Here is a 24808-nt window from a genome sequence, read left to right on the forward strand (position 1 = left end):
TCGAGGCGCGCGGCGGAACAGGTTCGAACAAACAGAACAATCGACCGACTGATGAGGCCCACCGTGGACAAGATTCTCCACCAACCACTGGGCGGCAACGAAATGCCGCGTTTCGGCGGCATCGCCACCATGCTTCGCCTTCCCCACCTGCAAAGCCCCGAGGGCCTGGACGCCGCCTTCATTGGCGTGCCGCTGGACATCGGTACCTCGCTGCGCTCGGGCACCCGCTTCGGCCCGCGGCAGATCCGCGCCGAATCGGTGATGATCCGCCCGTACAACATGGCCACCGGCGCCGCCCCGTTCGACTCGCTGTCGGTGGCCGATATCGGTGACGTGGCGATCAACACCTTCAACCTGCTGGACGCCGTGCGCATCATCGAAGAGGCCTACGACCAGATCGTCGAGCACAACGTGATCCCGATGACCCTGGGTGGCGACCACACCATCACCCTGCCGATCCTGCGTGCCCTGCACAAGAAACACGGCAAGATCGGCCTGGTGCACATCGATGCCCACGCCGACGTCAACGACCATATGTTCGGCGAGAAGATCGCCCACGGCACCACCTTCCGCCGCGCCGTGGAAGAGGGCCTGCTCGATTGCGAACGCGTGGTGCAGATCGGCCTGCGCGCCCAGGGCTACACCGCCGACGACTTCAACTGGAGCCGTCGCCAGGGCTTTCGCGTAGTACAGGCCGAAGAGTGCTGGCACAAGTCGCTGGAACCGCTGATGGCCGAAGTACGGGAAAAGGTCGGCGGCGGCCCGGTGTACCTGTCGTTCGACATCGACGGCATCGACCCGGCCTGGGCGCCTGGCACCGGCACCCCGGAAATCGGCGGCTTGACCACCATCCAGGCGATGGAGATCATCCGCGGCTGCCACGGCCTGGACCTGATCGGCTGTGACCTGGTCGAAGTCTCCCCACCTTACGACACCACCGGCAACACCTCGCTGCTGGGCGCCAACCTGCTGTTCGAAATGCTCTGCGTGCTGCCGGGCGTGGTGCGCCGCTGACGGCAGCGCCCTACCTGCTTTTTGTAGGAGCGGCCTCGTGTCGCGACGGGGCGCGAAGCGGCCCCAAGGCCTTAGCCTCATGCAAAATTGCCGGGGCTGCTGCGCAGCCCATCGCGACACAAGGCCGCTCCTACAGAAAACCCAGCTGCAACGACTTGCTTCACCCCGGCAGGAGCCATCCGGGAGGGCCATAGAGGCCCGCCAACACAAGACAGAGCCGTCGGGCGCCGTGACAAGCCCGGGCGGCCGATCTCGCCATAATAAAGATAATCGGGAGACCCCCAATGGCCTTGGACATCATCGTTGTACTGATCTATGCCGCCGGTATGCTTGCGTTGGGCTGGTACGGCATGCGGCGCGCGAAAACCCATGAAGACTACCTGGTGGCCGGGCGCAACCTCGGGCCTACCCTGTACATGGGCACCATGGCCACCACCGTGCTGGGCGGTGCCTCCACCGTCGGTACCGTGCGCCTGGGCTATGTGCATGGCATTTCCGGCTTCTGGCTGTGCGCGGCACTGGGCCTGGGCATCATCGCCCTGAACCTGTTCCTGGCCAAGCCGCTGCTGCGCCTGAAGATCTTCACCGTGACCCAGGTGCTGGAGCGCCGCTACAACCCCATGGCACGCCAGGCCAGCGCGGCGATCATGCTGGCCTACGCGCTGATGATCGGCGTCACCTCGACCCTGGCCATGGGCACCGTGCTGCAGGTGCTGCTGGATGTGCCGTTCTGGATGGCGTTGCTGTTCGGCGGCGGCGTGGTGGTGGTGTACTCGACCATCGGCGGCATGTGGTCGCTGACCCTGACCGACATCGTCCAGTTCGTGATCAAGACCGTGGGCCTGATGTTCATCCTGCTGCCGGTGTGCCTGTACAAGGCCGGCGGCTGGGACGCCCTGGTCACCAAGCTTCCAGCAGCCAGCTTCAGCTGGACCACCATCGGCTGGGACACCATCATCACCTACTTCCTGATCTACTTCTTCGGCATCCTGATCGGCCAGGACATCTGGCAGCGGGTATTCACCGCCCGTGACGAGAAGGTCTGCCAGCGTGCCGGCACCACCGCCGGCGTGTACTGCGTGCTGTATGGCCTGGCCTGCGCGATGATCGGCATGGCCGCCCATGTGCTGATGCCGGACCTTGCCAACCCCAACAATGCCTTCGCCGAAATGATCAAGGGCCAGTTGCCCGAGGGCATCCGTGGCCTGCTGATGGCCGCCGCCCTGGCCGCGATGATGTCCACCGCCAGCGCCGGCCTGCTGGCAGCGTCCACCACCCTGACCGAAGACCTGCTGCCCAAGCTGCGCGGCGGCAAGCAGTCGAGCCTGGGCATCAACCGCCTGTTCACCCTGCTTACCGGCCTGGTGGTGCTGGGCATCGCCCTGGCGGTGAACGATGTGATCAGCGCCCTGACCCTGGCCTACAACCTGCTGGTGGGCGGCATGCTGGTCCCGCTGATCGGCGCGATCTTCTGGAAGCGCGCCACCACCGCCGGGGCCATCGCCAGCATGTCGCTGGGCTTTGCCACCGCGCTGTTGTTCATGTTCAAGGATGGCCTGGATGCCAACACGCCGATCTACTACAGCCTGGCCATCGGCCTGGTGAGCTTCGTGGTGGTCAGCCTGGCTTCGCGCAAGCCGGCTGCGGCGGTTAACCTGGCCTGAGGGATAGCTGTGGCTGGACTGGCCTCATCGCCGGCAAGCCGGCTCCTACAGGTATTCGTGTAGGAGCCGGCTTGCCGGCGATGAGGCCCTCGGCAAAAACGCAAAAGGCCGCTGCATCGAAAAGATGCGGCGGCCTTTTTGCTTGCTCTGAATCAGCGGCGGCGCGGCTGGCGCTTGCGCTGTTCTTCGTCGCTGGGGATAGGCACCGGCTGCAGCGGTGGTGGCAGCAAGCCCAGGGCGACGGCAAGGTCGTGGAGCCAGTTGTACAGGTGTCGGTTCATAATGCCCCCTTGACGGGTCAGCCTCACGGTCAATCAATTCTGCGATGCTTCATACAGATCATAGTCCGATGTCCTGCATTGCGCATACGCCTGTTCTTACAGATAGGGGCGATTTTGACCCGGATCAAGCACTGGCCGCAGCTTCCGACGGTCGGTCAATCGTTTCGCTTTGTTGCAAGTCGATCCACGCCTGCAAATTCGCCCCGCGCATGCCCTGACGCCACATCAGCCAGGTGACCGCCTGATCGAAGGGCGCCTGCAAGCGATGGGCACGCACCCGGTCGCGGCCCGGCAGGCTGTCGAGCATCGACTGGGCCATCAGCGCCACCCCGGCCCCGGCGATCACACAGGCCAGCATGCTCTGGTAGGACTCGATTTCCATCACCCGGCCCATGGGCGTATGTGCATGGGCGTACCAGGCCTCCAGGCGCATGCGGTACGAGCAGCCCTGGCGGAAGGTGAACACCGCCTTGCCGGCGACGTCACGCGCAGTGCGTACCGGCGGGTGCTCGGGGCTGGTAATCAGCACCAGGGTTTCGTCGCATAGCGGCACGCCATCCAGGCCGGCCAGGCTGGGCGGGCCATCCACCAGCGCGGCATCGAGCTTGTGGCTGAGCAGCCCTTCGAGCAGTTCACCGCTGGGCGCGGCCTGCACTTGCAGGTTCACGGCCGGGTAAGCCTGGTGGTAGCGCGCCAGCAACCCGGGCAGGTGGATGGCCGCCGTGCTGTACATGGTGCCCAGCACAAAGTCACCCGCAGGCTGGCCGCCCTGCACCGCCGCCACCGCTTCGTCGCGCAGCGCCGACAGGCGGCTGGCGTAGTCGAGCAGCACCTTGCCGGCCGGCGATAACTGCAAGCGCTGGCGTTCACGCAGGAACAGCTCCACTCCCAGTTGCTCCTCGAGCTGGCGCAGGCGCGTGCTGAGGTTCGACGGCACCCGGTGCAGGCGCTCGGCGGCGCGGGTTACCGAGCCCTCCTCGGCCACGGCCTGGAAGATGCGCAGTTGGCTGAACTCCATAACATTCTCCAAAACAGAACAACTTGATCATCATTATTCAATTTTATTGAAAGTCAACTCGCCCTACCCTGCCATCCATCGCTCACCTTCGGCAGGAGACTCGCCATGCCCCCCTTCGTGCAACTGCTGGCCAGCGCCGTGGCCCTGATGATGGCCATGGGGATCGGCCGCTTCGCCCTCACCCCGCAATTGCCCCAGCTGATCGCCGAGGGCCAGTTCGACCTGACCGCCGGCGGCCTGATCGCTGCGGCCAACTACCTCGGTTACTTGCTGGGCGCGGTGGACGGCATGTTCGCCCGCAAGCCCGCCCAGGTGCGCCTGCGCCTGCATGGCGGGCTGTGGTTGTGCGTGCTGCTGACCCTGGCCTCGGCGGCGGCCGACGGGTTCTGGAGCCACTTGCTGCTGCGCTTCGGCACCGGCGTTGCCAGCGCCTGGGTGCTGGTGATGATCACCAGCCTCAGCCAGCAACTGGCCAATGCCCATGGCCGCCAGCGCCTGGGCGCCCAGGTGTTCGCCGGGCCCGGCGCCGGTATTGCGCTGACCGGCCTGCTGGCGCTGGCCGCTCACTTGCTGGGGCTTGGCTCTTCGGCACTGTGGCTGATCTACGGGGTGGCCGCGCTGGTGCTGCTGTTGGCCGTGCTGCCATGGCTGCCGCGGGCGATGGAAGCTGCACCGGCAGCAGCGGCAGTGCCCAACAACCCGACGCGAGGCAGCGGTATTGGCCGCCTGGGGCTAGTGTACGGTTTGTATGGCATCGGCTACATCTTGCCGGCCACCTTCCTGTCGCAGATGGCCAGCCAGCAGTTTCACGGCCAGTGGCAGGCCGATCTGTTCTGGCCGGCATTCGGTCTGGCGGCGGCCCTGGGCGTGGTGCTGGTGAGCCTGCGCAGGCCGGGCCGCACGTCCGGGTGGCTGACCATTACCTTGTGGCTGCAGGGCCTGGGGGTGCTGGCCTGCCTGTTGGGCGGCGGCATCGGGCTGGGGCTGGGTGTGTTGCTGTGCGGCGGGCCGTTTCTGGCTTGCATGCAGCTGGTGATGCAGCGCTCGCGGGAGCTGGCACCCCATGCCACCCAGCGTAATGCCGGGCTGCTGACCGCCTGCTTTGCCTTGGGGCAGTTGAGCGGGCCGCTGCTGGCGGCGTTGAGCAGCCATTTCAGTGGTGGTTTGCAGCCGGCACTGCTGCTGGCGGCTGCGGGCTTGGCGGTTGCCGGGGTGTTGGTGATCAGCGCCGGGGCCGGACGTGCCGAAGGCTGTGCCGGGCTGCAGCGGGTGGGTTGACCGGGCCGGCCCCTACTGATTTGACCAGCTACGTGGGAGCGGGCTTATGCGCGATTGGGCTGCTCGTTAACCCACTACCTTGCGCAATTGCTGGCGCAGCCACTGCTCGGCGCTGACCATGATCACACCGAGCAGCACCATCACCGCACCGATCACGAAGTTCAGGCTCAAGGGTTCATCCAGCAGCACCACGCCGAAGGTCACGCCGAACAGCGGGGTAATGAACGAAAACACCGCCAGGTTAGACGCCAGGTATTTGCGCAGCAGCCAGAACCAGGTCAGGTAGCTGATGAACGAAACCACAATGCCCTGGAACAGCACGCTGCCCACCGCCAGCGGGGTCAGGGTGAAGTCGCCGATCTGCCCGCTCAACAGGGCGATCAGCACCAACCCGGCAAAGCCCACCGCCAGTTGATAGAACAGCGTCAAGGTCGCCGGCGCCTCGGACAACCGCGAGCCGCGCACCACCACGGTGGTCGCGCCCCAGGCCAGGCCAGCAAGAATGGCCAATCCGTCGCCCAGCAACATTTTCCCGTCCAACTGATCCAGCGACACCCCGCCGGCAAAGGCCAGGGCAATGCCGGCAAAGGCCAGCAGTATGCCCAGCCACTGCAACAGCCGCAGGCGCTCGCTGGGCATCATGAAATGCAGCCCCAGCGCGGTGAAGATCGGCGCGGTGTAGAGGAACACCGACATGTGCGCCGCCGAGGTCAGCTTCAGGCCCTCGGCAATGAACAAGAACTCAAGGCCAAACAACGCACCGGCCAGCAACCCCGCGCGCCAGGTGCTGCCCACCTGCGCCCAGCCGCCGCGAAAACACACCAGCAGCCCCACCAGCACGGCTGCGATGCCGTTACGAAAGGCCGCCTGCATCACCGGCGCGATGTCGACCGCAGCCGACTTGATCAACACCTGCTGGCAGCCCCAGATCAGGCACAGCACCAGCATCACCTGCAGGGCAAAGGCGTCGGGGTTCTTGCGGGCCTCGCTCATGGGCGGGCCCCTTTTGCATGCTTGTTCATCGGCAAGGCTCGGCAGTCGAATGAAATTCAACCCCGATTATTCATGCCCCGGCCCTGCCAGCGCCACCTCTAGATGGCGCCACCGGCAATCTGCGCCTTGGCCGACACCTGTTCGAAGGTGGTTTCGTCCAGCCCGTCCTCCTGCTCGTCGAGCACATGGCGCGGGTGTTCGAAGCCAGGGATGCTGCTGTCGATCAGGCTGAGCAGGCGCGAACCGCGCTCGGTGAGCACGAAGTTCTCGCCGTTGCCGCCGTCCTCTTCGGGGCGGCTCTCGATGTAGCCGCGCTCGAACAACAGCTTTTCGTACTCGCAGGCACGGGTTTTCAGGTGGTCCAGATCACCCGGCGCCTCGCCTTTGGCGGCCAGTGCCGCGGCGTGCTGTTCGGCGTAGGGGCGCGGAGTGAAGCTGTGGCCGGCGCCGTTCTGTACTTCGTGCAACAAGCGCTCGATCAGGTCCCAGTCGTAGCTGCTCATGGAGCGGGCCTCCTGCTGTGGACGGATGGGGTACACAGGGTGTGGACCTGCGCGTGGCTCAAGGCGTTCCGCGAAATTTCGCCCGGCGTGGATTGCCCCCCATACCCGCTATGGCCTCAGCTGTTCTTCACCAGGTAGTTGATGAACAAGCGAAACAACTCGGCATTGCCGGCGATGCCCAGGCGCTGCCAGATGTTGTGCCGGTGCACCTTGACCGTACCCTCGGAGATACCCAGCTCGCGGGAGATCGACTGGCTGCTGTGGCCCTGCAAGATGAGCTTGGCCACATGCCGCTGGGTTTCGGTCAACTGGCCCTGAAGAATGTCGACGAAGGCGTCTTCCAGCTGGCTGTCCGAGTCCTGCGGGTCGGCCAGGTCGTCGCCATGGGCCAGGCGCAGGTGCTGGCTGAACACGGCCTCGACCACCGGCGTCAGCGCAGCCAGGCGCTGCGCCTCTGCGGCCGTGAACGCGCCCTTGTCCAGGCCGCGCATCAGCGAAAACACCAGCGCCGTGCGTGGCCGCACCGGCACGATGAAACCGATTTCCTCGATCAGGCTGCCGTGGTGCGACGACACGCAGGGGTGAATGTCGTGGGAGATGGAAAAGCCCGAAGCAAAGAAGCTGTCCGGCGCCAGCTCGCTCATGCGCCACAGGCCGGCGGGGTGGTGATTGGTGCAGGCCACGTAGAACGGGTCGAGCAAATAGCCGCCACGCAAATAGGCCTTGAGCGTGCGCTCGGTCACCCGTTGCTGGTAGCCGTCGTGCACCAGCAGCGCCGGCTGGTTGAAACGAAACAGGTAGGCGCAGCTCATGTCGAAGTCGACCACGGCCTTGAGCGCTGCGTCCACCGCCGGGCCCAGTGTGTCGCTGCCGATACTGGCGATGACCGCGCCCAGGCGGCTGGCGTTGTCGTTGTTCATAGGTGCGTGCCTGCGCAGGAGAAAGCCGTTGGCGGGCAGGCTGCCCGCCAACGGCATTGAACGACGCCGGGCCCGGTCAGTGCAACGGTGCCGCAGCCGGCAGCAGGCCTGCGTCTTGGTCCTGACGCCCCAGTTCGACGGCTTTGGGTACCGCCAGCCAGTAGGCCAACAGCATGCCCAGCAAGCCGCCACTGAGCTTGCCGAGGATCAGCGGGCCGATCAGGGTGGGCTGGAAGTTGGCCGAATAGGCCAGGTGGTCACCGAAAGTGAACGCCGCGCACACGGCGAAGGCGATCACCAGCACCTTGTCCTTGGGCGGCATGTCGGTCACCAGGCGGAACATTGCGAGGATGTTCGCCGAGGCCGCCAGCACCCCGGCCGCGCCCACAGGCGACAGGCCGACCTTGGCCGCCACCGACTCGATCGGCCGCGACAGGAAGCGCTTGATCAGGTAGACCATCGGGAACGCACCGCACAGCATGATGCCCACGTAACCTGCGATTTCCAGGGCGCGGAACTGGTCGGCCTTGTCGGCGATGATCGGCGCGAAGCCCCAACTGCCGAACACGGCGGTGAACGCCCCGGTGAAGTACTCGACGATAGAAGCCACCAGCACCAGGGTCACCGCCATGTACATCAACTGCCCGAGCTTGAGGAACAGGCGCACCATCAGGTTGGGGAAGTAGCGCAGCGCCGCGGCCAGGGCAATGCAGAACAGGATCAGCGGCGACAGGTTGCGCAGCAGGGTCGGCAAGGTGAAATGCAGGGCCTGGGTGGCGGCGCCGCTGGTGGCGATGTCCGGGCGCACGCCCAGGCCCATCAGCTGCATGCCCATGGCAATGGCAACGATACTGATCGGGATGCTCAGCAGCCCGGCCATGATCCCCAGGGCCATGTACTTGTGGTCGGCCTTGTTGAGCATGGCCAGCCCCACCGGAATGACGAAGATCACCGTCGAACCGCACTGAAAACCGGTGATCAGCCCGAGAATCCACCCTTCAGGGCTGCTCGACAGGGCCTGGGCCAGCTGGTAACCGCCAAGGTCGGAGGCGATGAAGATCGGCCCGGCGATACCGGCATCGGCGCCCATGGCGTTGAACAACGGGCCGATGAAGTGGCTGATGAAGCTGGAAATGAACGGAATGGCGGCCATGATGCCAGCCACCGGGATGAAGATCGGGCCAATGCTGTGCAGGCCGGCGGTGAACTCCTTGCCCAGCTCGGACTCGGCGTCGATGATCGAGGCAATGGCCCCGACCACGGCGCAGGCCATGATCACGTAAATGACGTAAGTGCCTATGTTTTCCATCTGCTGCCTCGTGTTGTTTGAGTTGGTGGGCAGAATCGAAAGGTATCGCTGATTGTTCTTGTGGTGTTCTGGTAGAGGGGCCGGCAGCTGGCTGCCGGCCGGGTGTCACATGGCGGTGTAGGCGTTATCGACGAACAGGTGCGAGCCACTGACGAAGCTCGACTCGTCGCTGGCCAGAAACAGCGCGGCACTGGCCACTTCGCCCGGGTCGCACAGGCGCCCCTGCATGGTCTTGATGGCCTCGTCAGAGGCATCGACCCCGTAGCCGCGCAGCAGGTCGAGCTCGCGCCGGCCATGGGCGGTGCCGATAAAGCCCGGGCAGATGGCATTGCTGCGGATGTGCTGGTCGCGGTACTCCACCGCCAGCGCGCGGGCGAACATGTGGCAGGCGCCCTTGGTGGTGCAATACAGCACCTCCATCGGCGTACCCACCACGGCAGAAATCGACGAGGTGCAGATCACGCTGCCGCCACCGGCGGCGAGCATGCCCGGCAGCACGGCCTTGGTCACCAGGAACATGCTCTTGACGTTGACGCTCATCAGGCGGTCCCACTCGGCCTCGCTGGTTTCGAGGAAGGGGCCGGCGGCAATGATGCCGGCGTGGTTCATCAGCACGGTGATCGGGCCAAAGTGCGCCTGGGCCTGGGTGACAGCGCGGTGCACCTGGTCGGCTACGGAAACGTCAGCGGCAACGAACAGCGCCTGGCCACCAGCGGCATTGATACGCGCGGCCACCGCTTCGCCCTGGCTGCTCGGCAGGTCGAGAATGACCACCTTGGCGCCTTCGGCGGCGAACAGTTCCGAGGCCGCCAGGCCGCAGCCACCGGCGCCGCCGGTAATCAGTGCCACCTTGCCTTTCAATCGGTCCATACCCTGTGCTCCTGGCTGTCATCAGCTGTTGTGGTTGTGGCCACATGCTGGAGCCAGGCAGCGGGAGGGTCCATATACCCCCGGGTATAGGTGTCGCAAACGGTGATGGGCAGCCCGTCGCCGACGCTGAACTTATCGCTTGATGCACTGCTCCACCGCGCATACCCACCGCCGGAGGTTCAACGGATGAAAACCCTGCTGCGTATCGCCTGCGCCGCCGCCCTGTGCAGCGCCTTGCCCGCCTGGGCCTGTACGCCGGAAGAAGCCACCCAGAAACGCGAGGAACTGGCCGGGCTGGTCAGCCAGCTGACCGAACAGAACCCGCAAAAAGCCAAGGAGATCAACGACGAGCTGCAGGGCATGGACCTGGGCACGGCGAGCAAGGACCTGCCCGACAAATGCCAGCTCATCGACAAGCGGATCAAAGAGCTGAAAGCAGCCGAGAAAAAGACCTGATGCCCTTCAGCGCCGCTGCCGGGCTTCCATGTACTGGCGCAGCAGCTGGTTGATGCGGGTCTGATAGCCGGCGCCCTGGGCCTTGAACCAGGCCAGCACGTCGCTGTCCAGGCGAATGGTCACGGTCTGCTTGGCGGGCAGGCGCAGTTCGGCGCGTTCGAAGAAGTCGTCGTCGAGTTCGGGGATGTCAGAAGTGTCGACCTGGTCGTTGACGGGCAGGTTGCGGTCATCGTCGGCTGATGGTTTGGGCATAGCGCATTACCTCACGTTCGGTGGCCCTGCGGGCAGAGATGATGCGAATCACATCGCCCTGCCGCTCGGTATAGACGACCACGCCGACCAGGGCATCGAGCCAGCCCATGGCGATCCAGCGGGTTTCGTCGTAAATGAACCGGTCATCTTCCAGTACCAGCATCGGGCGCTGGAACATTCTGGGTACATCATTGAAATCCAGGCCGTGCTTGCGAATGTTGAGACGGTTCTTGTCCTCGTCCCACTCAAACCGCATGGGGTTCTCGGCCGGGCCTCATGTATTTACAGATGTACATACGCTACTCCTCCTGACTGCGACATGCCAGAGCAGTCTGGAAGGTTTCGGACGATTTGCCCGGCGAAAATGCGCTTTCAGAAAAGAGCTACAACAGGCGGGGAACAACGTGATGACCCCCGCCACCGTTGCGGTGGCGGGGTACTGCAGGAAGAGGCTTACTCAGCCGCTGGCTTGCGCTTTTTCAGCGGTGCCAAACCATCGGCGCTGGCCAGCGGGGCGTTAGGCCGCGGCTTGGCCGTTGGCTTGCGCTTGGCTGCGGTTTTCTTGTCGCCGGTCTTCTTGTCGCCCTTTTTCTTCTTGCTACCAACAGCCTTGCCCGAGGCCTTGACCTTTTTCGGCCCGCTGTAGGTGCCTTTGACTTCCTTGATGACACGGCGCTCGAACTGCTGCTTGAGGTAGCGCTCGACGCTGGACATCAGGTTCCAGTCGTTGTGGGTGATCAGCGAGATGGCCAGGCCCTCGCCACCGGCACGGCCGGTGCGGCCGATACGGTGCACGTACTCGTCACCGCTGCGCGGCATGTCGAAGTTGATCACCAGGTCCAGGCCGTCGATGTCCAGGCCGCGGGCGGCGACGTCGGTGGCCACCAGCACCTTCGAGCCGCCTTCCTTGAAGCGGTCGATGGCTAGCTTGCGGTCTTTCTGGTCCTTGTCGCCGTGCAGCACGAAGGCCTTCACTTCCTTGGCCACCAGGTGACCGTAGATACGGTCGGCCATGGCGCGGTAGTTGGTGAAGATGATCGCCTTCTGGTAGGTCTCGTTGGCCAGCAGCCACTGGACGATCTGCTCTTTGTGCTGGTCGTGGTCGGCGGTGATGACCTGCTGGCGAGTGCCCTCGGCCAGTTGCGAGACGCTGTTGAGCATCAGGTGCTCAGGGTCTTTGAGTACCTTGCCGATGATGTCGCGCAGCGCCGCGCCACCGGTGGTGGCCGAGAACAGCAGGGTCTGCTCGCGGTTCTCGCACTCCTTGCACAGGCGCTCCATGTCTTCGGCAAAGCCCATGTCGAGCATGCGGTCGGCTTCGTCGAGCACCAGCACCTGCACGTGGGACAGGTCGAGGTTGCCGGCGTTGAGCTGCTCGAGCAGGCGGCCCGGGGTGCCGATCAGCACGTCTGGCACCTTGCGCAGCATTGCTGCTTGTTCCTTGAAGTCCTCACCGCCGGTAACCAGGCCCGACTTGATGTAGGTGAACTGCGAGAACAGCTTCACCTGCTTGAGGGTCTGCTGGGCCAGCTCGCGGGTCGGCAGCAGGATCAGCGCACGGATTTCCACGCTCGGGCCACTGCGGTCGACCAGGCGGTTGAGCATCGGCAGCACGAAGGCCGCGGTCTTGCCGCTGCCGGTCTGTGCCGTCACCCGCAGGTCACGCCCTTGCAGGGCCAGGGGAATGGCCGCTGCCTGCACCGGGGTCGGCTCGACAAATTTCAGCTCGGCCACGGCTTTGAGCAGGCGTTCGTGCAGGGCGAATTGGGAAAACACGGGGGTAACCTCGGGCAAGTGCAAAAATTCAAGTTGCATAGGGTAACGTTTTCCGTGGCCGGAGCCGAATTTCTTTTGGCAACTTTGCGCCGATCCGCGCTCTAATGCCGCTTCGTACCGCAATACAGACCGCTTTGAACATTTATGGACCTGCAACGATTCTGGCGTGACGCCTTCGACCTCTGGGGTACCCTGGACCAACACCCGCTGCTGCATGCCACCATCGGCCTGGTGGTATTGCTGTTGGTCTCGCTGCTGATCGGCCGGGTGACCCGTTTTCTGGTGCTGCACGCCAGCCGCCTGCTGGGCCGCCAGCCGGCGCTCAGGTGGCTGGACGACCTGCGCCACAACAAGGTGTTCCACCGCCTGGCACAGACCACCCCGTCGCTGGCGGTACAGTCGGGCCTGAAACTGGTGCCGGAGCTGTCCAGCACCGCCCAGCATTTTCTCGGCAACGTCGCCCTGGCGGTGACCCTGCTGTTCATGACCCGCGCGCTGTCCTGCCTGCTGGACGCGCTGCTGGACATCTACGCGCGCACCGAGCACGCCCGCACCCGCTCGATCAAGGGCTACATGCAGCTGGCCAAGATGATGCTGTGGATCTTCGCCGCCATCGTCATCGTCGCCACCCTGATCGACCGCTCGCCGCTGCTGTTGCTGTCGGGCCTGGGCGCCATGTCGGCGGTGCTGTTGTTGGTGTACAAGGACACCCTGCTGTCGTTCGTTGCCAGCGTGCAGTTGACCAGCAACGACATGCTGCATGTCGGCGACTGGATCGAGATGCCCCAGGCCGGCGCCGACGGCGATGTGGTGGACATCACCCTGCATACGGTGAAGGTGCAGAACTTCGACAAGACCATCGTCTCCATCCCCACCTGGCGCCTGATGAGCGAGTCATTCCGCAACTACCGCGGCATGCAGCAGTCCGGCGGGCGGCGCATCAAGCGCAGCCTGTTCATCGACGCCGCCGGTGTGCGCTTTCTCACCACTGAGGAAGAACAACGCCTGGGCCAGGTTCGCCTGCTCGGCGACTACCTGGCCGGCAAGCGCCAGGAGCTGCACGAATGGAACCAGGCCCAGGGCCACAACGCCGGGCTGTCGGCCAACCGCCGGCAACTGACCAACATCGGCACCTTCCGCGCCTTCGCCCTGGCGTACCTGAAAAACCACCCCAACGTGCACGCCAACATGACCTGCATGGTCCGCCAGCTGCAAACCACCGCCGAAGGCGTGCCGCTGGAGATCTACTGCTTCACCACCACCACGGTGTGGGCGGAGTACGAGCGCATTCAGGGGGATATCTTCGATTACCTGCTGGCGGTGTTGCCGGAGTTTGGGCTGAGCCTTTATCAGCAGCCCAGTGGCAATGACATGCGGGCGGGGTTGGCGGCTCGGGTTTCACATTCAGAGACGGCCTGACTCGAGGGCCCTATCGCCGGCAAGCCGGCTCCTACAGGCGAAAGGGCCTTCAGGTCAACGCGAGGCGGGCAACACCCTGCCCTGCCCGCCCAACCGGCTCATCCACACCGACGCCAAGATGATCCCGCCGCCAATGGCCAGCCGCCCCAGCGGCTCGTCCTGGTTCCAGATCAGCAGGTTCAGCAGCAACCCCACCGGCACATGCAGGTTGTTCATCACCGCTAGGGTGCCGCCGGAAACCAGGCACGCGCCCTTGTTCCACCAGTACAGCCCCAGCGCCGTCGGCACCAGCCCGAGGAACAGCAGCACCAGCCACTGGGTGTCGGTGCTCGGCAGGTGCTGGGCGTTGCCGAACAGCAGGAACGCCGGCAGTACCACCAGCAACGCGCCCAGGTAGAAGTAGCCAAAGCGCTTGTAGTGCGGCAGGTCGCTGGGGTAGCGGGCCACCAGGTGGCGGTACAGCACCTGCCCGGCGGCATAGGTGAAGTTGGCCAGTTGCAGCAGCAAAAAGCCGATGAAGAACTCGCCGGTGACGCTGTCGAAGCGGATTACCGCAGCCCCGGCCACCGCCACCAGCGCAGCCAGCAGCGCCCAGGGGTTGAAGCGGCGGTTCAGCGCGTCTTCGATCAGGGTCACGTGCAGCGGCGTGAGGATGGTGAACAGCAACACCTCCGGCACGGTCAGCACGCGGAAGCTCAGGTACAGGCACACGTAGGTGATGCCGTATTGCAGCGCGCCGATCAGCAGCATCGAGCGCATGAAGCGCGGCTCGACCTGGCGCCAGCGGGTCAGCGGCAGGAACACCAGCAGCGCCAGCACCACCCGGGCCAGCACGGCGAAGTAGCTGTCGACCTGGCCGGCCAGGTACTCACCGATCAGGTTGAAGGAAAACGCCTGGATCAGCGCGACGATTATCAGGTAGCCCATGGTTGCCTCTCGTGAATCAAGGCGGCGACCTTAGCGGGTGGGTTCGGGCAGTTCAACCATGAGGAATGTAAGGCTGTGCTGGCCTCATCGCCGGCAAGCCGGCTCCTACAGGTAAAGCGCTTGCTTCGAGCTCGCGCTGTTCCTGTAGGAGCCGGCTTGCCGGCGATGGGGCCGGTACAGCCATAAAAAAGCCCGGCCATGAAGGCCGGGCAGGTACACCCAAGGAGCAAAGAGGTGTCAGGGTTGGGAATTCGGGGAGCCTCAGGCCACCGCGGCCAGCTTGGCCTTGGCCTGGTTCAGGCCCTTCTCGTGGAAGTCGCCGCTCATGTTCAGGCCTTCGGCGTGGATGAAGTCCACGTCATGAATACCGATGAAGGCCATCACCTGGCGCAGGTAGGGTTCCTGGTGGTCGCTGGTGGCACCGGCGTGGATGCCGCCACGGGCGGTCAGCACGATGGCGCGCTTGCCGGCCAGCAGGCCCTGCGGCCCGGTGGGGGTGTACTTGAAGGTGATGCCGGCGCGCAGCACGTGGTCCAGCCAGGCCTTGAGGGTGCTGGGGATGGTGAAGTTGTACATCGGTGCGGCCATCACCAGCACGTCGGCGGCCAGCAGTTCATCGGTGAGTTCGTTGGAACGGGCCAGGGCTTCGAGCTCTGCGGCGCTACGCTGTTCTTCAGGCTTCATCCAGCCACCGAGCAGGTTGGCGTCCAGGTGCGGCACCGGGTTGACGGCCAGGTCGCGGACGGTGATCTGATCAGCCGGGTGAGCGGCCTGCCACTGCTCGATGAAGTCGCGGGTCAGTTGACGGGAAACGGAATCCTGCTGGCGGGCGCTGCTTTCGATGATCAGTACGCGGGACATGGGGTGCCTCCATCGGCGGTAAAGGGTTGCGATTCGATGGAGGTGAGATTAAATGTTGACCTATCGATAAAAAAGCGTAAAAAGTGGGATCAATCTATCGATTTATCCGTTTATTCCGCTTTGCAGTCCAGGTCGATGCGCAGCTTGATGATCTGCCGGTTGAACTTGGCGGTCACATCCACGCTTTTGCCGGCCGGCACGTTGACCCGGCGCACCCGCGGGGCCTCGGGGCCGTTGCGAAAGCTCACCCGGCACGCCGCCGGCACCTGGCCGTAGTTGTTCAGGGTGATCGCACCAATGTCATAGGCCGTGTCGTAGGCGGTGTAGTCCAGCTTTACACCGTCCACCTGCTTTTGCACATCGATGGGGTAGGCCATGGCCGTGAAGGGCAGGCACAGCAGCAAGGCCACACAACATTTCTTCATAGCGCGCTCTCCTTGAGAAGAGCGCAGCTTAGGACAACAGGAGCCATAGATGAAAGCGCCGCGCGTAACCCTGGATCAGTGGCGAACCCTGCAGGCAGTGGTCGACCATGGCGGGTTCGCCCAGGCCGCCGAGGCGCTGCACCGCTCGCAGTCGTCGGTGAGCTACACCGTGGCACGCATGCAGGAGCAGCTGGGGGTGCCGCTGCTGCGCATCGACGGGCGCAAGGCGGTGCTAACCGAAGCGGGTAATGTGCTGCTGCGCCGCTCGCGGCACCTGGTCAAGCAGGCCAGCCAGCTCGAAGACCTGGCCCACCACATGGAGCAGGGCTGGGAGGCCGAGGTGCGCCTGGTGGTCGACGCCGCCTACCCCAGCGCCCGCCTGGTGCGTGCGCTGGCCGCGTTCATGCCGCAAAGCCGCGGCTGCCGGGTGCGCCTGCGTGAAGAAGTGCTCTCTGGCGTGGAAGAAGTGATGCACGAAGGTATCGCTGACCTTGCCATCAGCAGCTACAGCATCGGTGGCTACCTGGGGGCCGAGCTCAGTGCCGTGGAGTTCGTCGCCGTCGCCCACCCCGAACACAGCCTGCACCGCCTGGGCCGCGAGCTGACCTTCCAGGACCTGGAAAGCCAGCTGCAGGTGGTGATCCGCGACTCTGGCCGCGCGCAGCCACGCGACGTCGGCTGGCTGGGCGCCGAACAGCGCTGGACCGTCGGCAGCCTGGGCACCGCTGCGACCTTCGTCAGCAGCGGCCTGGGCTTTGCCTGGCTGCCCCGGCACATGATCGAGCGTGAGCTGAGCGATGGCGTGCTAAAGCCCCTGCCGCTGGATCAGGGTGGCAGCCGCCACCCGCTGTTCTACCTTTATTCGAGCAAGGAAAAGACCCTGGGCCCGGCCACGCAGATCCTCATCGACCTGCTGCGCAACTTCGACACCGCACCGCTGGACGTGCCCTTCGCAGCCCCCCCGCAAGCCTGAGAGGACCGCGCCCATGGCCTGTTTCGAACACGACGGATGCCAGTTGCATTACGAGGTGCACGGCCAGGGCGAACCCCTGGTGCTGCTGCACGGGCTGGGCTCGAGCAGCCAGGACTGGGAACTGCAGATCAATGAATTCGCCCGCCACTACCGGGTGATCCTCATGGACATCCGCGGCCACGGCCAGTCCTCCAAGCCGCGCAAGGGCTACCGCATCAAGACCTTCAGCCAGGACCTGCTGGCCCTGCTCTACCACCTGGGCACCGGCCCCGTGCACTTCGTCGGCCTGTCCATGGGCGGCATGGTCGGCTTTCAGTTCGCCGTCGACCACCCCACCTGGCTGCGCAGCCTGTGCATCGTCAACAGCGCCCCCGAAGTCAAGCGCCGCACGCGCAGCGACTGGCTGTGGTGGCTCAAGCGCTGGGGCCTGGCGCGCCTGCTCAGCGTCGAGACCGTGGGCAAGGGCCTGGCTGCAAGGCTGTTCCCCAAGCCTGAACAGGCCGAACTGCGGCGCAAGATGGCCGAGCGCTGGGCGCGCAACGACAAGCGTGCGTATTTGAAAAGCTTCGACGCCATCGTCGACTGGGGCGTGCAGGAACGCATCGGGCAGATCCGCTGTCCCACGCTGGTGGTGGCGGCCGACCATGATTACACACCGATACAACTGAAAGAGCGCTACGTGGCGCTGATGCCCAACGCCAGGCTGGCGGTGATCGACGATTCGCGGCACGCTACGCCCCTGGACCAACCCGAGGTCTTCAACCTCACCGTGCTGCAGTTCCTCGCAGCCGCTTCCACCCCTCAAGGATCTTTGAGCCCATGCTGAAAAAACTCCTGCTCACCGCCTGCTCGGTCGCCTTCGCCACCAGCGTCATGGCCTCCGACAAGACCCCGCACGTGCTGCTCGATACCAGCTTCGGCCAGGTCGAGATCGAACTGAACGCGGAAAAGGCGCCGATCAGTACGAAGAATTTCCTGGCATACGTCGACAGCGGTTTCTACAACAATACGATCTTCCACCGGGTGATCCCGGGCTTCATGGTCCAGGGCGGCGGCTTCACCGAGCAGATGGTGCAAAAGCCTACCCAGGACCCGATCCGCAACGAGGCCAGCAATGGCCTGCAGAACACCCGCGGCACGTTGTCCATGGCCCGTACCTCCGACCCGAACTCGGCCACCAGCCAGTTCTTCATCAACGTGGCCGACAACGACTTCCTCAACCCGGGCCGCGACCGTGGCTATGCGGTGTTCGGCAAGGTTACCAAGGGCATGGAAGTGGTCGACCAGATCGTCAACTCGCCCACTACCGTGAAAAAGGGCATGCGTGACGTACCGGCCGACCCGGTGTTCATCAAGTCAGCCAAACGCATCGACTGACCGCAAGGCTTCACAGGGACGTGAAACCGCCTGAGGGTCGGATGAAACAGGAGTTTGCAAACCCATGCTGTACCGTCGTTTCGAGCAGTTGATCGACATCTTCCGCGAGGCGCCCACCGAGGCGCCCCCTGGCAAAGTCTGGCCCTTCTATATCTATTACCTGCGCCAGGTCTGGCCGAGCTTTCTCGCCCTGCTGATCGTCGGGCTGTTCGCCTCGCTGATCGAGGTGGCGATGTTCAGCTACCTGAGCCGCATCATCGACCTGGCCCAGGGCACCCCCAACGCCAACTTCTTCAGCGACCACGCCGGCGAGCTGGCCTGGATGCTGGTGGTGGTCCTGCTGCTGCGGCCACTGTTCTTCGGCCTGCACGACCTGCTGGTGCACCAGACCATCAGCCCCGGCATGACCAGCCTGATCCGCTGGCAAAACCACACCTACGTGCTCAAGCAGAGCCTGAACTTCTTCCAGAGCGACTTCGCCGGGCGTATTGCCCAGCGCATCATGCAAACCGGCAACTCGCTGCGCGATTCGGCGGTGCAGGCGGTCGACGCGCTGTGGCACGTACTGATCTACGCCATCAGCTCGCTGGTGCTGTTCGCCGAGGCCGACTGGCGGCTGATGCTGCCGCTGCTGGTGTGGATCGGCTGCTACATCGCCTCGCTGTACTACTTCGTACCCCGGGTGAAGGAGCGTTCGGTGGTTTCGTCCGACGCCCGCTCCAAGCTGATGGGGCGCATCGTCGATGGCTACACCAACATCGCCACCCTCAAGCTGTTCGCCCACACCGACCATGAACAGCACTACGCCCGCGAAGCCATTCGCGAGCAGACCGAAAAAACCCAGCTGGCCGCGCGGGTGGTCACCAGCATGGACGTGGTCATCACCACCCTCAACGGCCTGCTGGTGGTCAGTACCACCGGCCTTGCCCTGTGGCTGTGGAGCCAGTCGCTGATCAGCGTCGGCGCCATCGCCCTGGCCACCGGCCTGGTGATCCGCATCGTCAACATGTCGGGCTGGATCATGTGGGTGGTCAACGGCATCTTCGAGAACATCGGCATGGTCCAGGACGGCCTGCAGACCATCGCCCAGCCGGTCACCGTCAGCGACAAGCCCAACGCGCAGCCACTCAAGGTCAGCCGTGGCGCCGTGCACTTCGAGCATGTCGATTTCCACTACGGCAAGGGCAGCAAGGTGATCGATGCGCTGAACCTGGACATCCGCCCCGGCGAGAAGATCGGCCTGATCGGCCCGTCCGGCGCCGGCAAGTCGACCCTGGTCAACCTGCTGCTGCGCCTGTACGACGTTGACAGCGGGCGCATCCTGATCGACGGGCAGAACATCGCCGAGGTCAACCAGGCCAGCCTGCGCGCGCAGATCGGCATGATCACCCAGGACACTTCGCTGCTGCACCGTTCTATCCGCGACAACCTGTTGTACGGGCGCCCCGATGCCAGCGAAGAGGAAGTCTGGGAGGCGGTGCGCCGGGCCCGCGCCGACGAGTTCATCCCACAGTTGTCCGACGCCCAGGGCCGTACCGGCTTCGATGCCCATGTGGGTGAACGCGGGGTCAAGCTGTCGGGCGGCCAGCGCCAGCGCATCGCCATCGCCCGGGTGCTGCTGAAGAACGCGCCGATCCTGATCATGGACGAAGCCACCTCGGCGCTGGACTCGGAGGTCGAAGCCGCCATCCAGGAGAGCCTCGAAACCCTGATGCAGGGCAAGACGGTGATCGCCATCGCCCACCGCCTGTCCACCATCGCCCGCATGGACCGCCTGGTGGTGCTGGACAAAGGCCATATCGTCGAAAGCGGCAGCCACGCCGAACTGCTCGCCCAGCGTGGGCTCTATGCACGTTTGTGGCACCACCAGACCGGCGGTTTCGTCGGCGTAGATTGACCCCTTTCTCCCCCTCAAGCCAACGCCCGCCTCGCCGATAACCAGTTGTCGTACAACAACTAAATGGCCCTGAAGGGCCGGCGAGGTGGTAATGCTTTTACGCCAATGGAGTATCGCGCCCCGGGCTACATCGGGGTTTGCATGCATCGCACTGATGGTGGCCCTGCTGGGCCTGTTCTCCCTCGCCAAGATGGAGGACATCCGCGACTCGGCCACGGCCATGGAGAAGGACTGGGTGCCGAGCATCCGCATCGTCGACACCATCCGCGAGAACATGCTGCGCATCCGCACCATCTCGCTACGTGTGGCGCTGGACCCGAACCCGGCCAACGTCGACACCTACGTCGGCCAGTACGATGCCCGCAACAAGGTCCTGATGCAGAACATCAAGGACTACGAGGCGTTCATCGACACCCCGGAAGAAACCCGCATTTACCAGCAGTTCCAGCGCGATTTCGCGGTGTACCAGAAAGGCATGGCCGACTCCTTCGCCCTGGCCCGGCGCGGCGACACCGCAGCCCTGCACAAGCTGGTGCTGGTGGACATGAAGCCGGTGGTCGACGGCACCGGCGCGCAGCTGGCCGAGCTGGGCGACCTGTACGGCAAGGGCATCGAGCGTGAGGGCAACCTGTCGGCCGAACGCTACGAGCAATCCCGTGCCATCGTCATCGGCGTGATCCTGCTGGCTGCACTGTTCACCGTGGCGCTGGCCTGGCTGCTTACCCGCAGTATCGTGCAACCGCTCAAAGACGCGGTACTGGCGGCCAAACAGGTGGCCGAAGGCAACCTCAGCAACGCCATCGTCGCCAGCGGCAATGACGAAGTGAGCCAGTTGCAGCACTCGCTGGCGCAGATGCGCGACCGCCTGCGCGACACCTTGCGCGAAATCTCCGGCTCGTCCACTCAGTTGGCCGCCGCCTCCGAAGAGCTGCACGCGGTCACCGAAGAGGCCGGGCGCGGCATCACCCGCCAGCACGACGAAATCGAGCAGGCCGCCACCGCAGTCAACGAAATGAGCGCGGCGGTGGATGAAGTGGCGCGCAATGCCGTGTCCACATCCGAAGCCTCGCGAGCTTCCACCCAATCGGCGCAACAGGGCCAGGCCCGGGTGTCGCAGACCATCGAGGCCATCAGCGACCTGGCCGAAGAAGTCACCGCCTCGGCGTCGCTGGTGGAGCAGTTGGCCGAGCAGTCCCAGGAAGTGGGCAAGGTGCTGGACGTGATCCGCGCCATCGCCGAGCAGACCAACCTGCTGGCGCTCAACGCCGCCATCGAGGCTGCCCGTGCCGGCGAGTCCGGGCGCGGCTTTGCCGTGGTCGCCGACGAGGTACGCGCACTGGCGCACCGCACGCAGAACTCCACCCAGGAAATCGAGCAGATGGTCACCCTGATGCGCACCGGCGCCAGCCAGGCGCTGAGCGCCATGCAAACCAGCAGCAGCCGGGCACGCAACACCCAGGAACTGGCCCAGAGCGCCGGGCACGCCCTGCAGGAAATCACCTCGGGGATCAGCGAGATGTACGAGCGCAACCTGGTCATCGCCAGCGCCGCCGAAGAGCAGGCCCAGGTGGCCCGCGAGGTGGACCGCAACCTCACCAACATCCGCGACCTGTCGGTGCAAAGCGCCACCGGGGCGCAGCAGACCAACGCCTCGAGCCAGGAGCTGTCGCGCCTGGCCAGCGGGCTGAACGGGCTGGTGAAGCGCTTCACGCTGTAGCCACACATCCCCTGTAGGAGCCGGCTTGCCGGCGATGAGGCCAGGCCTGCAAACCTGGCTTCAGGGCTGTGCTGTGGCTTATGGCCCTATCGCCGGCAAGCCGGCTCCTACAGGGTGCATCGATGGGACTCAGCCCTTGCGATAGGGCAACGCCGTGCACGCCTGCTCGGCATACGCCCGCACTCCCTCCCGCTCTTGCGCCAGAAAATCCTCCACTGCCCGGCGCAGCCCCGGGTGCAGCAGGTAATGCCATGAGCGCGTGATCACCGGCTCAAAGCCGCGGATCAGCTTGTGCTCGCCCTGCGCCCCGGCGTCAAAGCGCTGCAGGCCCTCGGCGATGGCAAAGTCCATGCCCTGGTAGAAGCAGGTTTCAAAATGCAGCCGGTCGAATTCGTCCAGGCAGCCCCAGTAGCGGCCATACAAACTGTCACCGCCCACCAGGCTCAAGGCCATGGCCACCTCGCGCCCGTGCTGACTGGCAATCACCACCCGCAGCGCCTCGGGCATGCGCTCGGCCAGCAGGCTGAAGAACTCGCGGGTGAGGTAGGGCGCGCGGCGGCGTACGGCATAGGTGTTGGCGTAGCACAGGTAAACGAAGTCCCACTGCGCCTCGCTCAGCTCGTCCCCCCGGTACCAGGCGAAGTCGATGCCCTGTCCCGCCACCTGCTCGCGCTCCTTGCGCATCTGCTTGCGCTTGCGCGAGCTGAGGGTATCGAGAAAATCCTGAAAGTCCCGGTAGCCACGGTTTTGCCAATGGAACTGGCAACCCAGCCGCTCCATCCAGCCGGGCAGGCCGGCTATGGCGTCATCCAGCGCGCTGTCGGTGAAGTTGATATGGGCGCCGGACAACCCGCCCTTGCCCAGGTATTCAGGCATGGCCTGCAACAGCAACAGGCCGTCGGCCGGGTCGTCGCACAGCAGGCGCGGCCCGCTGACCGGGCTGAACGGCACCGCCCCCAGCAGCTTGGGGTAGTAGGCGATGCCGGCACGCTCGCAGGCGTCGGCCCAGCCATGGTCGAACACGTACTCGCCGAACGAATGCCATTTGCGGTAGGCCGGCAGCAACGCACGCACCTGGCCGTCACGCTCCAGCACCAGGTGTTCGGCCGCCCAGCCGGTGTTCGGGGTGACGCTGCCACTGTCCTCCATGGCGCAGAGGAAGGCATGGCGCAAAAACGGCTGGCCCTCAGGCACCAGGGCATCCCAGGTGCTGGCCGGCAGGTCGCGCAGGTGGGCAATGCTGTGCAGGCTGATCACGGTGGCGGCTCGCTTGAAAGAAGAACGCCAGTATTGCCAAAGCGCGCCAGACACTCAAATGACAGCCCGTTTACTACCCCCTTTCTTAACCGCAGTGCCACTGTTTAGACATTATTCTGTCATCCACCCCCGCAATACTTGCGCCTGTTTTCCGAAACCCCAGAACCTGTCTATTCAGGCCCTTTCCGAAGACATGCCAACTCGGGGGCGAGCGCTTTAGCCTCCCCCAACCTTTCCAACAGGGAGAACGTTATGCGTCTTGTTTCCACACTTACCGGAGTGAGCCTCACCGGCATGATGCTGGCTCTGAGTACTCCGGCCAGTGCCGCGGTCGACGCCAAGCTGCTCGAAATGCTCCGCGCCAACGGCTCGATCAACCAGGCGCAGTACACCGAACTGCAAGGCGACCTGGCAGCAGAAACCAAGGAAAAGGCCGCTCAAAAAGCTCAGTCCGACCGCATGAGCTCCTTCGAACAGAAAGTGGCATGGGCCGCCAAGACCCAGATCAAGGGTGATGTGCGCCTGCGTTACGAAGACGTCAACGTTGAAGACCCGAACAACAACAGCAAGAACCAGGACCGTCAGCGCGTACGTGCCCGCGTTGGTTTCTACAGCGAGATCAACCCGCAAGTAGACGCTGGCATTCGTATCGCCACTGGCGGCAACAACGGTGATCGTCGTTCCACCAACGTGAGCCTGGAGAACTACTTCGACAAGAAGAACCTGTGGGTCGACCTGGCCTACCTGGACTGGCACCCGACCGCCGTCCCGAACCTGCACATCATCGGCGGCAAGATGGCGCAGCCCTGGGTGAGCATGGGCGACATCATCTGGGATAGCGACATCAACCCAGAAGGCGTGGCGCTCACCTACAAGACCAACCTGGGCCCAGCCGAAGTATTCGGTAGCGCCGGTCAGTACACCCTGCAGGACAACGTCGACGGCGACGGCGTGCAGTACAAGCACGACGCACAGCTGTACCACGCTCAGTTGGGCGCCAAGTTCAACGCAGCCGACACTGTGAAAGTCACCGTCGGCGGCAGCATCTACGGCTACGACAACGACAAGGAATCGACCCTGCTGCGTTCGCTGGGTAACACCACCAACGAATTCAACCTGGTTGAAGGCTTCGGTCAGATCGACTTCACCGGCTTCGCCATCCCGCTGTCGGCCTACGGCCAGATGGTCAAGAACACCGAGAGCACCGATGGCAAGGACAAAGCCTGGCTGGCTGGTGTGAAGACCAAGCTCGGCGCCTGGAGCCTGGACTACAACTACCGCGACGTGCAGCGTAACGCTGTGGTGAGCCTGTTCACCGACTCCGACTTCGGCAACGGCTTCACCGGCTCGCGCGGCCACAAGTTCAAGGTCGGTTACGAAATCGACAAGAACTTCTCGTTGGGCGCGGCCTACCTGATGGCCAAGACCGACTACTCCAACCTGCCGAACAGCGATGCCGACGTCGACACGCTGCAGCTGGATCTGGAAGCCAAGTTCTAAGCAACACCCTCCTCTGCTTCACTCTGAGGCAGGAAATGCTGACCCCATCCAGCATTTCCTGCCTTTTTTTTTGCACGCCTGAAAAGCAATCGCCGGCAAGCCGGCTCCTACAGGAATCGCG

Annotated in this window: 25 protein-coding genes; 11 read left to right on the forward strand and 14 right to left on the reverse strand. The window is 64.4% G+C overall.

Annotated features, from left to right (window positions below; translation table 11 throughout):
- Nucleotides 1-63: 63 nt before the first annotated feature.
- Both speB and ACI2KK_RS02000 read left to right on the forward strand, forming a co-directional pair.
- Nucleotides 64-1014 carry an agmatinase gene (gene speB / locus ACI2KK_RS01995; protein ID WP_217839758.1) on the forward strand — a complete coding sequence of 317 codons (951 nt, stop codon included), beginning with the start codon at nucleotides 64-66 and terminating at the stop codon, nucleotides 1012-1014.
- A 284-nt stretch (nucleotides 1015-1298) separates the two neighbouring features.
- The gene (locus ACI2KK_RS02000; RefSeq protein ID WP_404667670.1) at nucleotides 1299-2678 is read left to right on the forward strand and encodes a sodium:solute symporter; all 1380 of its coding nucleotides are present in this window, start codon (nucleotides 1299-1301) and stop codon (nucleotides 2676-2678) included.
- Between the two features lie 152 nt (nucleotides 2679-2830).
- Here ACI2KK_RS02000 and ACI2KK_RS02005 read toward each other — a convergent pair whose 3' ends face one another.
- Together ACI2KK_RS02005 and ACI2KK_RS02010 are read right to left on the reverse strand one after the other, a co-directional pair.
- A complete protein-coding gene (locus ACI2KK_RS02005; protein ID WP_404667671.1) occupies nucleotides 2831-2959 on the reverse strand; it encodes a PA1414 family protein in 129 nt (42 codons plus the stop codon).
- A gap of 124 nt (nucleotides 2960-3083) precedes the next feature.
- Nucleotides 3084-3977, reverse strand: coding sequence for a putrescine utilization regulator PtrR (locus ACI2KK_RS02010; RefSeq protein WP_217886008.1), 894 nt, complete (start codon nucleotides 3975-3977; stop codon nucleotides 3084-3086).
- 105 nt (nucleotides 3978-4082) lie between these two features.
- Between ACI2KK_RS02010 and ACI2KK_RS02015 the strand changes: the two genes are divergently transcribed.
- Complete coding sequence (locus ACI2KK_RS02015) at nucleotides 4083-5255, forward strand: YbfB/YjiJ family MFS transporter (protein ID WP_404667672.1); 1173 nt, start codon at nucleotides 4083-4085, stop codon at nucleotides 5253-5255.
- A 66-nt stretch (nucleotides 5256-5321) separates the two neighbouring features.
- Here the strand turns inward: ACI2KK_RS02015 and ACI2KK_RS02020 are convergent, their stop codons facing one another.
- From ACI2KK_RS02020 to ACI2KK_RS02040, 5 genes are all read right to left on the reverse strand, one after another.
- Nucleotides 5322-6248, reverse strand: a complete 927-nt coding sequence (locus tag ACI2KK_RS02020) for a DMT family transporter (RefSeq protein WP_404667673.1) — start codon at nucleotides 6246-6248, stop codon at nucleotides 5322-5324.
- A gap of 98 nt (nucleotides 6249-6346) precedes the next feature.
- Entirely contained in the window at nucleotides 6347-6751 is a 405-nt protein-coding gene (locus tag ACI2KK_RS02025; RefSeq protein ID WP_404667674.1) for a transcriptional regulator, read from the reverse strand.
- Nucleotides 6752-6867: 116 nt separating this feature from the next.
- Nucleotides 6868-7671 (reverse strand): LuxR C-terminal-related transcriptional regulator, encoded by an 804-nt coding sequence (locus ACI2KK_RS02030; protein ID WP_404667675.1) that lies wholly within the window; start codon nucleotides 7669-7671, stop codon nucleotides 6868-6870.
- Between the two features lie 76 nt (nucleotides 7672-7747).
- Nucleotides 7748-8980 (reverse strand): ethanolamine utilization protein EutH, encoded by a 1233-nt coding sequence (gene eutH, locus ACI2KK_RS02035; RefSeq protein ID WP_404667676.1) that lies wholly within the window; start codon nucleotides 8978-8980, stop codon nucleotides 7748-7750.
- Nucleotides 8981-9085: 105 nt separating this feature from the next.
- A complete protein-coding gene (locus ACI2KK_RS02040) occupies nucleotides 9086-9850 on the reverse strand; it encodes an SDR family NAD(P)-dependent oxidoreductase (protein WP_404667677.1) in 765 nt (254 codons plus the stop codon).
- 186 nt (nucleotides 9851-10036) lie between these two features.
- Here ACI2KK_RS02040 and ACI2KK_RS02045 point away from each other — a divergent pair, with 186 nt between their 5' ends.
- Nucleotides 10037-10306 carry a hypothetical protein gene (locus ACI2KK_RS02045; RefSeq protein WP_404667678.1) on the forward strand — a complete coding sequence of 90 codons (270 nt, stop codon included), beginning with the start codon at nucleotides 10037-10039 and terminating at the stop codon, nucleotides 10304-10306.
- A gap of 6 nt (nucleotides 10307-10312) precedes the next feature.
- Here the strand turns inward: ACI2KK_RS02045 and ACI2KK_RS02050 are convergent, their stop codons facing one another.
- The 3 genes from ACI2KK_RS02050 to ACI2KK_RS02060 all read right to left on the reverse strand — a co-directional run bounded on the left by ACI2KK_RS02050 (nucleotide 10313) and on the right by ACI2KK_RS02060 (nucleotide 12373).
- A complete protein-coding gene (locus tag ACI2KK_RS02050; protein WP_217886016.1) occupies nucleotides 10313-10558 on the reverse strand; it encodes a BrnA antitoxin family protein in 246 nt (81 codons plus the stop codon).
- Complete coding sequence (locus ACI2KK_RS02055; protein ID WP_404667679.1) at nucleotides 10533-10814, reverse strand: BrnT family toxin; 282 nt, start codon at nucleotides 10812-10814, stop codon at nucleotides 10533-10535. The genes ACI2KK_RS02050 and ACI2KK_RS02055 overlap by 26 nt, the downstream gene beginning before the upstream one ends.
- 197 nt (nucleotides 10815-11011) lie before the next feature.
- Nucleotides 11012-12373 carry a DEAD/DEAH box helicase gene (locus ACI2KK_RS02060; RefSeq protein WP_404667680.1) on the reverse strand — a complete coding sequence of 454 codons (1362 nt, stop codon included), beginning with the start codon at nucleotides 12371-12373 and terminating at the stop codon, nucleotides 11012-11014.
- Nucleotides 12374-12478: 105 nt separating this feature from the next.
- Between ACI2KK_RS02060 and ACI2KK_RS02065 the strand changes: the two genes are divergently transcribed.
- Entirely contained in the window at nucleotides 12479-13753 is a 1275-nt protein-coding gene (locus ACI2KK_RS02065; RefSeq protein ID WP_404667681.1) for a mechanosensitive ion channel family protein, read from the forward strand.
- A gap of 54 nt (nucleotides 13754-13807) precedes the next feature.
- Here the strand turns inward: ACI2KK_RS02065 and ACI2KK_RS02070 are convergent, their stop codons facing one another.
- The 3 genes from ACI2KK_RS02070 to ACI2KK_RS02080 all read right to left on the reverse strand — a co-directional run bounded on the left by ACI2KK_RS02070 (nucleotide 13808) and on the right by ACI2KK_RS02080 (nucleotide 15966).
- Nucleotides 13808-14680 (reverse strand): carboxylate/amino acid/amine transporter, encoded by an 873-nt coding sequence (locus tag ACI2KK_RS02070; protein ID WP_404667682.1) that lies wholly within the window; start codon nucleotides 14678-14680, stop codon nucleotides 13808-13810.
- Between the two features lie 261 nt (nucleotides 14681-14941).
- Complete coding sequence (locus ACI2KK_RS02075) at nucleotides 14942-15541, reverse strand: FMN-dependent NADH-azoreductase (protein ID WP_404667683.1); 600 nt, start codon at nucleotides 15539-15541, stop codon at nucleotides 14942-14944.
- A 110-nt stretch (nucleotides 15542-15651) separates the two neighbouring features.
- Entirely contained in the window at nucleotides 15652-15966 is a 315-nt protein-coding gene (locus tag ACI2KK_RS02080) for a 3-phosphoglycerate kinase (RefSeq protein ID WP_217839771.1), read from the reverse strand.
- A gap of 49 nt (nucleotides 15967-16015) precedes the next feature.
- On the opposite strand from ACI2KK_RS02080, the gene ACI2KK_RS02085 reads away from it, so the two are divergent.
- The 5 genes from ACI2KK_RS02085 to ACI2KK_RS02105 all read left to right on the forward strand — a co-directional run bounded on the left by ACI2KK_RS02085 (nucleotide 16016) and on the right by ACI2KK_RS02105 (nucleotide 21930).
- Nucleotides 16016-16939: a LysR family transcriptional regulator gene (locus tag ACI2KK_RS02085; protein ID WP_217839772.1), complete on the forward strand. Its 924-nt coding sequence runs from the start codon at nucleotides 16016-16018 to the stop codon at nucleotides 16937-16939.
- Between the two features lie 13 nt (nucleotides 16940-16952).
- On the forward strand, nucleotides 16953-17765 hold the full coding sequence (locus tag ACI2KK_RS02090) for an alpha/beta fold hydrolase (RefSeq protein WP_404667684.1): 813 nt from the start codon (nucleotides 16953-16955) through the stop codon (nucleotides 17763-17765).
- Entirely contained in the window at nucleotides 17759-18316 is a 558-nt protein-coding gene (locus ACI2KK_RS02095) for a peptidylprolyl isomerase (protein ID WP_217839774.1), read from the forward strand. The genes ACI2KK_RS02090 and ACI2KK_RS02095 overlap by 7 nt, the downstream gene beginning before the upstream one ends.
- Nucleotides 18317-18380: 64 nt before the next feature.
- Entirely contained in the window at nucleotides 18381-20213 is a 1833-nt protein-coding gene (locus ACI2KK_RS02100; RefSeq protein ID WP_404667685.1) for an ABC transporter ATP-binding protein, read from the forward strand.
- A gap of 91 nt (nucleotides 20214-20304) precedes the next feature.
- Entirely contained in the window at nucleotides 20305-21930 is a 1626-nt protein-coding gene (locus tag ACI2KK_RS02105) for a methyl-accepting chemotaxis protein (RefSeq protein WP_369987634.1), read from the forward strand.
- A gap of 129 nt (nucleotides 21931-22059) precedes the next feature.
- Here ACI2KK_RS02105 and ACI2KK_RS02110 read toward each other — a convergent pair whose 3' ends face one another.
- Nucleotides 22060-23187 carry a GNAT family N-acetyltransferase gene (locus tag ACI2KK_RS02110; RefSeq protein WP_404667686.1) on the reverse strand — a complete coding sequence of 376 codons (1128 nt, stop codon included), beginning with the start codon at nucleotides 23185-23187 and terminating at the stop codon, nucleotides 22060-22062.
- A gap of 252 nt (nucleotides 23188-23439) precedes the next feature.
- Here ACI2KK_RS02110 and ACI2KK_RS02115 point away from each other — a divergent pair, with 252 nt between their 5' ends.
- On the forward strand, nucleotides 23440-24687 hold the full coding sequence (locus ACI2KK_RS02115; protein WP_404667687.1) for a putative porin: 1248 nt from the start codon (nucleotides 23440-23442) through the stop codon (nucleotides 24685-24687).
- Nucleotides 24688-24808: the final 121 nt, after the last annotated feature.

The sequence above is a fragment of the Pseudomonas sp. NPDC089406 genome, assembly GCF_044900265.1.
Taxonomy (GTDB): domain Bacteria; phylum Pseudomonadota; class Gammaproteobacteria; order Pseudomonadales; family Pseudomonadaceae; genus Aquipseudomonas; species Aquipseudomonas fakonensis.

Bases quoted from the DNA above. Each gene is read 5' to 3' on its own strand.
- ACI2KK_RS02010 (WP_217886008.1), bottom strand. From the start codon at position 3,977: ATGGAGTTCAGCCAACTGCGCATCTTCCAGGCCGTGGCCGAGGAGGGC.
- ACI2KK_RS02030 (WP_404667675.1), bottom strand. From the start codon at position 7,671: ATGAACAACGACAACGCCAGCCGCCTGGGCGCGGTCATCGCCAGTATC.
- ACI2KK_RS02090 (WP_404667684.1), top strand. From the start codon at position 16,953: ATGGCCTGTTTCGAACACGACGGATGCCAGTTGCATTACGAGGTGCAC.
- ACI2KK_RS02055 (WP_404667679.1), bottom strand. From the start codon at position 10,814: ATGCGGTTTGAGTGGGACGAGGACAAGAACCGTCTCAACATTCGCAAG.
- ACI2KK_RS02045 (WP_404667678.1), top strand. From the start codon at position 10,037: ATGAAAACCCTGCTGCGTATCGCCTGCGCCGCCGCCCTGTGCAGCGCC.
- ACI2KK_RS02065 (WP_404667681.1), top strand. From the start codon at position 12,479: ATGGACCTGCAACGATTCTGGCGTGACGCCTTCGACCTCTGGGGTACC.
- ACI2KK_RS02095 (WP_217839774.1), top strand. From the start codon at position 17,759: ATGCTGAAAAAACTCCTGCTCACCGCCTGCTCGGTCGCCTTCGCCACC.
- ACI2KK_RS02115 (WP_404667687.1), top strand. From the start codon at position 23,440: ATGCGTCTTGTTTCCACACTTACCGGAGTGAGCCTCACCGGCATGATG.
- ACI2KK_RS02005 (WP_404667671.1), bottom strand. From the start codon at position 2,959: ATGAACCGACACCTGTACAACTGGCTCCACGACCTTGCCGTCGCCCTG.
- ACI2KK_RS02075 (WP_404667683.1), bottom strand. From the start codon at position 15,541: ATGTCCCGCGTACTGATCATCGAAAGCAGCGCCCGCCAGCAGGATTCC.
- ACI2KK_RS02085 (WP_217839772.1), top strand. From the start codon at position 16,016: ATGAAAGCGCCGCGCGTAACCCTGGATCAGTGGCGAACCCTGCAGGCA.
- ACI2KK_RS02040 (WP_404667677.1), bottom strand. From the start codon at position 9,850: ATGGACCGATTGAAAGGCAAGGTGGCACTGATTACCGGCGGCGCCGGT.
- ACI2KK_RS02020 (WP_404667673.1), bottom strand. From the start codon at position 6,248: ATGAGCGAGGCCCGCAAGAACCCCGACGCCTTTGCCCTGCAGGTGATG.
- ACI2KK_RS02025 (WP_404667674.1), bottom strand. From the start codon at position 6,751: ATGAGCAGCTACGACTGGGACCTGATCGAGCGCTTGTTGCACGAAGTA.
- ACI2KK_RS02050 (WP_217886016.1), bottom strand. From the start codon at position 10,558: ATGCCCAAACCATCAGCCGACGATGACCGCAACCTGCCCGTCAACGAC.
- ACI2KK_RS02080 (WP_217839771.1), bottom strand. From the start codon at position 15,966: ATGAAGAAATGTTGTGTGGCCTTGCTGCTGTGCCTGCCCTTCACGGCC.
- ACI2KK_RS02015 (WP_404667672.1), top strand. From the start codon at position 4,083: ATGCCCCCCTTCGTGCAACTGCTGGCCAGCGCCGTGGCCCTGATGATG.
- ACI2KK_RS02060 (WP_404667680.1), bottom strand. From the start codon at position 12,373: ATGCAACTTGAATTTTTGCACTTGCCCGAGGTTACCCCCGTGTTTTCC.
- ACI2KK_RS02000 (WP_404667670.1), top strand. From the start codon at position 1,299: ATGGCCTTGGACATCATCGTTGTACTGATCTATGCCGCCGGTATGCTT.
- ACI2KK_RS02105 (WP_369987634.1), top strand. From the start codon at position 20,305: ATGCTTTTACGCCAATGGAGTATCGCGCCCCGGGCTACATCGGGGTTT.
- eutH (WP_404667676.1), bottom strand. From the start codon at position 8,980: ATGGAAAACATAGGCACTTACGTCATTTACGTGATCATGGCCTGCGCC.
- ACI2KK_RS02070 (WP_404667682.1), bottom strand. From the start codon at position 14,680: ATGGGCTACCTGATAATCGTCGCGCTGATCCAGGCGTTTTCCTTCAAC.
- ACI2KK_RS02100 (WP_404667685.1), top strand. From the start codon at position 18,381: ATGCTGTACCGTCGTTTCGAGCAGTTGATCGACATCTTCCGCGAGGCG.